This is a genomic window from Saccharothrix sp. NRRL B-16348, assembly GCF_001280085.1.
Lineage (GTDB): Bacteria > Actinomycetota > Actinomycetes > Mycobacteriales > Pseudonocardiaceae > Actinosynnema.
The window spans coordinates 1-6,289 of the sequence record NZ_LGED01000037.1 but is presented as its reverse complement, the minus strand read 5'-3'; the positions used below and the strand labels follow the sequence as shown (position 1 = coordinate 6,289).

Annotated in this window: 6 protein-coding genes and 3 pseudogenes; 5 read left to right on the top strand and 4 right to left on the bottom strand. The window is 70.3% G+C overall.

The features are described 5' to 3' along the window. The 3 genes and pseudogenes from ADK67_RS52270 to ADK67_RS52260 form a co-directional block, all read left to right on the top strand. The coding region (locus ADK67_RS52270; protein WP_331459250.1) for a zinc-binding dehydrogenase at positions 1 to 187 on the top strand (187 nt) is incomplete at its 5' end. 455 nt (positions 188 to 642) lie between these two features. Beyond that, positions 643 to 780 (top strand): annotated as a pseudogene (locus ADK67_RS53430) (HD domain-containing protein); the annotation flags it as partial. Positions 781 to 814: 34 nt separating this feature from the next. Next, the gene (locus tag ADK67_RS52260) at positions 815 to 973 is read left to right on the top strand and encodes a hypothetical protein (protein ID WP_197289322.1); all 159 of its coding nucleotides are present in this window, start codon (positions 815 to 817) and stop codon (positions 971 to 973) included. A 91-nt stretch (positions 974 to 1,064) separates the two neighbouring features. Here the strand turns inward: ADK67_RS52260 and ADK67_RS07035 are convergent, their stop codons facing one another. Then, positions 1,065 to 1,274 carry a DUF5662 family protein gene (locus ADK67_RS07035; protein WP_269435984.1) on the bottom strand — a complete coding sequence of 70 codons (210 nt, stop codon included), beginning with the start codon at positions 1,272 to 1,274 and terminating at the stop codon, positions 1,065 to 1,067. Between the two features lie 223 nt (positions 1,275 to 1,497). On the opposite strand from ADK67_RS07035, the gene ADK67_RS07030 reads away from it, so the two are divergent. Then, a complete protein-coding gene (locus ADK67_RS07030) occupies positions 1,498 to 2,472 on the top strand; it encodes a hypothetical protein (RefSeq protein ID WP_269435983.1) in 975 nt (324 codons plus the stop codon). A 111-nt stretch (positions 2,473 to 2,583) separates the two neighbouring features. Here ADK67_RS07030 and ADK67_RS07025 read toward each other — a convergent pair whose 3' ends face one another. The 3 genes and pseudogenes from ADK67_RS07025 to ADK67_RS48725 all read right to left on the bottom strand — a co-directional run. Then, positions 2,584 to 4,086 carry a PKD domain-containing protein gene (locus tag ADK67_RS07025; RefSeq protein ID WP_053715577.1) on the bottom strand — a complete coding sequence of 501 codons (1,503 nt, stop codon included), beginning with the start codon at positions 4,084 to 4,086 and terminating at the stop codon, positions 2,584 to 2,586. A 32-nt stretch (positions 4,087 to 4,118) separates the two neighbouring features. Continuing rightward, positions 4,119 to 5,609, bottom strand: a complete 1,491-nt coding sequence (locus tag ADK67_RS07020; protein WP_053715576.1) for a PKD domain-containing protein — start codon at positions 5,607 to 5,609, stop codon at positions 4,119 to 4,121. Between the two features lie 216 nt (positions 5,610 to 5,825). After that, positions 5,826 to 5,954, bottom strand: a pseudogene (locus tag ADK67_RS48725) (sigma factor); the annotation flags it as partial. A gap of 131 nt (positions 5,955 to 6,085) precedes the next feature. Here ADK67_RS48725 and ADK67_RS50530 point away from each other — a divergent pair. Next, a pseudogene (locus ADK67_RS50530) lies at positions 6,086 to 6,289 on the top strand (alpha-galactosidase); the annotation flags it as partial.

The following is a 6,289-nucleotide window of genomic DNA, read 5'->3' as shown; positions in this document are numbered from 1 at the left end:
CGCGGCCACGATCTTCGTCCACCCCGACGCGGACGTCCTCTCGGGCCTCGTCGGCCTCATCGACCGCGGCGACCTCCACGTCGAGATCGCCCGGCGCGTGCCGCTGAGCGAGCTGCCCGCGATCCACCAACAGGCCGACGCGGGAAAGATCCACGGCAAGGTCGTGGCCATCCCGCCCGCCGTCTGACGATCCCGCCTCCGCTCACCAACCCCTCAACGACGACCACAACACCGAACATCGAACCCGAGGCCGCCGCGGCCCTCGCCCCAAGGGGCGAGGGCCGCGGCGGCCACCAGCCTCGCATCGACGTGGTGGACCCGTCGGACTTCGGCGATGTGCTCAGGGTCCACGGCGTTGAGGTGGACGGGCACCGGATCCTGCGGGCCGACAGCCCCGCGGCGCCCAACGCCATCGCCGCGCGCACACCAGGTCCGTCGCCGGACGGAGACCACCGTCTTCGGTGTCCCTGGGGGAGTGGACACCGGCACGGTGAGAGGCCGATCAGCGAAACCGCCGATCCACCATCCCGCCGTCGCCCGTTTACGATACGTTCACCTTTCGTTGTTCGCCTCGGGAAGCCCACAGCAGTGATCCTGGGGGACGGCGCGGCGTACGACTCCGTGCGTGCGCGCGAGCTGGCGATGAATCTGCTCGGCTCGTCGGGCAGCCGATGGCGGCACACGACCGCAGTGGCCGAACGCGCGGCCGAGTTGGCCGCGACGGTGTCGGAGGTCGACAGGGATCTGCTCATCGCAGCAGCCTGGTTGCACGACATCGGCTACGCCCCGCCGGTGGTCGACACCGGGTTCCACGGTGGACGAACTCGGTCGTCGCACGCCCCTCCGCGACCGGTTGGCCGGCATGCTGGAGCGCCACGGACCCGACTCGCCCAACGCCCGAGCCCACCACCTGCGCGAGCCGCACCTGCTCGCCGCCGCCGAGCGGGTCGAAGCACGGCTGGCCACCACATGACACGGCGCGGACATCGCCGGTGGCCGATCGGTGACGGGGTGCCGGGGTCTGGTCGATGCTGGTCGGTGTCGGGCCTGGTGGCCCTGTCGCGTCAGGGTGCTGTGTCGTGGTCCGGTTCTGCGGTCAGCCATCCGAGGTGGCGGGCGGTGTTGGTCAGGATGTCCATCAGCTGTGGTGCGATGTCGAACCGGTCGCGGTTGATCGTCAGGCTGGCCGCGAGGTCACCCTGCGGGGCGCGTTCGGTGGCCGCCTTCCAGTCCGCCAACATCTCGAGCAGGTCGACCAGCGTCATGCCGTTGATCCCGTCGGCGAAGTGCGGGCGTCAGGACCGGTGCCGCGTCGCAGCCGCAGGACGACACCCACCGGCCGCCAAGGGCGGTGATCGTCTGAACGGCGGTTCCCCGTCACAACGGCATGCCCCAGCCTGTGATCGTCTTGTACCACGGGAGATCGGCACTCGTATGTGCGCCGCAGATGGGGGAATCACAGTGAGGCGTTCTCGTCGAAGATCAGTCGTGGGCGCGATGGCCGTGGTGGTGACCGTCGCGACGGCCTCCCCGGCATCGGCCGCCATCGTCACCACCGACATGGGCACGACTCCGGGCGACACGTTCAGCCAGGCCACCAGCGTGCGCGACGACGGCGTCGCGGTCGGCTACTCCACGCGTCCCAGCGGATGGGACCACGCTCTGCTCTGGAACGCGTCCGGGGCGATCACCGAGCTCGCGACCCCGGGCCGGCGCAGCGCAGCCCACGACATCAACGACGACGGTGTGGTGGTCGGCGAGGCGGAGTCGGCCGAGCACGAGGTCACGTACCCGGTGCGGTGGGAGGTCACCGGAGCGGTGACCCGGCTTCCCGGGGACTCCACCGGCTCGGCCCGGGGCGTGAACGACGACGGCGTCATCGTGGGTCTCGTGGGCGACTACCCGCAGTCGCCGGTGCGGTGGGAGAACGCGAGCAGCCGGCCCACCCCGCTCGCCACGTTGCCGGGCGGCAACGACGACGGCATCGCCTATGACGTCAACAACGACGGCACCGTCGTCGGGTACTCACAGGGCTCCGACGGGAACCGCCACGCGGTGATGTGGGACGCGGCAGGCGTCATCGGCCGACTCGACACGCCTCCCGGTCACCAGGACTGCTTCGCACACGGGATCAACGAATCCGGCCTGATCGTCGGCACCTGCTACACCGACAGTGGCAGCGCGGCGGTGCGTTGGGATGTCACCGGTGCGGCGGCCGTGCTCCCCGCGTTCGGCACCCCTGAAGCCGGGGCCACCGGGGTCAGTGACGCGGGTCTTATCGTCGGCTATGCCCTCGACGTCGACGGTCGGACCCACGCGGTCCGCTGGGGCGCCTACGGGACCATCACGAGACTCGCCACGCTGGGCGGCGCCCACGGGGTCGCCACGGACATCAACAACAGCGGCACGATCGTCGGCCGCACCATGGCGAACGGCTCCTTCCGCGCCACGAGGTGGCGCAACGCCGGATAGCGATCTTGACGTGGAGTGCGGTGCGAAGGGTGTTCAGGTCCGTCGTCACAAACGGATCTTGAACACCCTTCGTCCGTCTCCGGCTACCACCCAGACTTGCGTGTTACTCGTTTAGCGGCAGCAGTGCAGGTCGTCCGCGGTGGTCGCGCCGGCGCGCACGGTCGTCGTCACGGCCACCACCTCGTTGTCCGCAGGGTTGTCGTCGCCGTCGTACCGGCCGTCGACGTCCACCCGGACCTTGAACGTCACCTTGCCCGCCGCGACGTCCGCGGCGGTGTAGGTGTAGGCGAACGGCAGCTCCACGCGCGACCCGCCGGCGAGCCACTGCTTGAGCGTGCCCACGGTGGTGTAGTGCCCGCTCTCCGACAGGCGCAGCAGCTCGACCTCGACCGTTTCGTCGCGGGCCGTGCCGTTGGCGAGCGTCACCTTGATCGGCTTGGTCTGCCCGGCGCGGGCCGAGGCGGGCACGGTGAAGCCGGACAGCCCCACGTCGTGCGTCTCGACCACCAGGGTCTCCACGCCGGTGCCGGTGCGTCCGTCGGAGGTCGTGCCGGTCACCTCCACCCGGTACTCGCCGTCGGCGGCGTAGCGGTGCACGAGGGCGTCGCCGGTGATAGGCGCGGACGTGCCGTCGCCGAACTTCACCTCGCCGCTGACCAGCGGGCGGTTCAGCGGGTCTCCGGAGTAGACGGTGAACCGCACGTCGTCGAAGGTGGACGGGGTGTTCGGGTAGGGCGACGCGATCGGGCGCACCGCCGGCGCGTTCTGCAGGGACAGGCTGAACTCCGAGGCCCGTTCGGCGCTCTTGGCGAACTTGATGAAGTAGGTCCGGCCCGCGGTGGCGGTGAACACGGCGCTGTACCCGGAATAGGAGTCGACGCAGTCCACTTCGGTCAGCGCGTCCGGCGTGGCACCCTGGTACACGGTGATCGAGGGTGAGCCGTACCCCGTCATCACGGCCACCGAGCGGGTCCGCTCCGGCGTGTAGCGGTACCAGACGGAGCGGTCGAGGCCCTGCTCGCAGCTGGACGGGACCTCGTCCGGCTCGGTCGACGCCAGGCTCAGGTCGCCGGTGAGCTGGGCCGGCAGCACGACGGGGGCCGCCGCGGCGACGTCGTCGTTCGGCGCGGGCGGGACGGTGGCGAGGCGGAAGTCGACCTGCCCGCCGTAGTAGTACTCGAACACCTCGATGTGGTACGTCGTGCCCGCGGTTACGGGGAACGCCCTCGTCGGGAAGTCCGTCGTGCAGCTCCCGGGCACCTGCGTGAGCGCGCCGCGCTCGCCGGTGTAGACGGCCACGACCGGCGACTGCCCGGTGCTGGACACGGTGGTCCTGAGCAGGGCGTCCTCGGTCGCGGTGTAGCGGAACCACACGCTGCGCGTGCCCCAGTAGTAGCAGTCGGTCGGGTCGTCGGCGGCCTTGGTGGCCTGCGTGGTGTCCTGCGTGGTCGAGAACGGCAGCGCGGTGATGGCGGTGGCCTGGTCGAAGTCGTCGTTGGCGGGCGGCGCGGCGTGCGCGACGCCCGGTGCCAGCACCGCGATCGCGGCGGCGACGAGGCCGATGATCGGCGTGCGCAGGCGCGTGAACGCCCGCCGCCGGGTGGGCAGCGTCATTCTGATCTCTCCCGGAAGTGGTGGTGTGGCGGTCAGGCGGCGGCCATCGCGGCCGAACCGGTCACGGTCGTGGCGATGGAGATGACCTCGTTGTCCATCGGGCGGGCGTCGCGGACCGGGTACGCGAGCGTGACCTGCGCCCGGAAGGCGACCTTGCCGACGAGGGCGTCGTCGGGCGTGAAGGTGTGGGCGAACGGGAACTGCACCTTGCGGGTCGGGTGCGCGGGCACGTGCAGGGTCGTCGTGCCGACCTCGGTCCAGTAGTCCCTGGTGCGCTTGTAGAGCACGACGGTCGCCGTCTCGGCGTACCGCGTGTTCGCCACGTACACCTTGATCGTCTTGGTCTCGCCCTGCCGCGCAGACGACGGCACGTCGAACCGGGTGATCCCCACGTCGTGCGTCTCGACCTCCACCTCGGAGCTCGCCGTGGCGGTGCGGCCGTCCGGCGACGTGGCGACGATGGTGACGGTGTAGACGCCGTCGGCGGTGTAGTGGTGCTGGACGCCCTCGGTCGTGGCCGGGGCCGTGGTGCCGTCGCCGAAGTCCCACGTGGCGCTGAGCGGCTCCTCGTTCCAGTTGTTCGACTCGACCCTGAAGTGGATGTTGTCGTACACCGACGGTTCGGACGTCGACCTGCTGATGTAGGGCCGCAGCGGTGGCGCCTCGGCCAGGTGCAGGGCGGTGGGCTGGGAGCTCTGCCGCGGGCCGGTGACCCTGAGGTAGTAGGTGGTGCCCGCGGTGGCGCCGAAGGTCGTCGGCTCGTAGGAGTAGGACATGCAGGTCACCTCGGTCAGCTCGGGCAGTGACGCGCCGGTGTAGACGCTGACGACGACGTCGTTGTGCTCGACCCGCGCGGTGACCGACGTCCGCGCCGACGGCGTGTAGGAGTACCAGACCGACGGCACGGTCTCGGTGTAGGCGCAGCTGGACTCGGGTTCGTCGGCCTCGAACGTGGCGGTCGACAGGTCCGGGTGGGTGGTGAAGGGCAGCGCGGTGACCGGCTCGGCGGCGGTGAACGCGTCGTTGGCCACGGCAGGGACGGGGCGCAGGGCGAACGACAGCGCGCCGCCGGTGACGGAGTAGCCCGCGACGAAGAAGTAGTAGGTGGTGCCCGCCGTGGCGCGGAACGTGATCGTGGCGTCGGAGCCGATGTCGCAGGCCTGGTCGGCGGCGCGCAGGTTCCCGCGCTCGCCGGTGTTGGCCGACAGGACGGTGGTGTGGTCGCTGCCCACCGTGGTGGCGCGCAGGTAACCGTCCTCGGTCGCGGTGTGGTGGAACCAGACGCCGCCTTCGACTTCGTAGAACTGGCACCAGGACGGGTCGTCGTCCGCCTCGGTCGCCTCGCTCGTGTCCTGCGTGGTGGTGAACGGCAAGGCCGTGACGGCCGTCGAGTGGTCGAAGTCGTCGTTCGACGGTGGTTCGGCGTGCGCGACCCCGGTCGTCAGCACGGCGAACAGCGCTGTGGCGGCGCCGACCACGGTGATGCGGGCGCGCGCGGACGCGCGCCGTCGTAAGGACAGCATCGTGTGAAACCCCCTGAACACCCCGTCGCCTGGTGGCGGACGGCCCCTGTGATCACTACATCGGTGGCCGGGGGCACGGCGTCACCGGCGACCGCCGGAATTGGGCCGTCCGGACCGCAGGGTTGCGTCGTCCGCCGGCGGGTCAGTGGTTCAGGTAGGCCCGGACGGCTTGGACGCGGCGGTGGGTCTGGTCCGCCGGCGGGAGGCCGAGCTTGGTCAGGATGTTGTCGCTGTGCTTCTCCGCCGACGGCCCCGCTTGGGCTCGAACTTCTCGATCGCGTCGACCAGGCCGAAGCTGCCGGACTGGATCAGGTCCGCCACGTCGACGTGCGCGGGCAGACCGGTAGGACCACTGCCGCGCCAGATGGAATGTTAACGCTCACTTTCACTTCTTGACACCGGTCACAGGTACCAAGCAAACTCTGGCGCTGTCTCGTGTTATCGATCACATCGCTCGACGACGAGTGGAGACCAGTGTGCGTGGAGTCCGAACGACAGCGCGGCGGGCGGGACTGGTGCTCGCCGCCGCGGCCCTGATGGCGACCACCCTGACGACCGGGTCCGAGCAGCCCGCCGTGGCGTGGGACAACGGGGTCGCCACGACTCCGCCGCTGGGCTGGAACAGCTACGACTCGTTCAACTGGAACGTCACCGAGGCCCAGGTCAAGGCGAACGCCGAC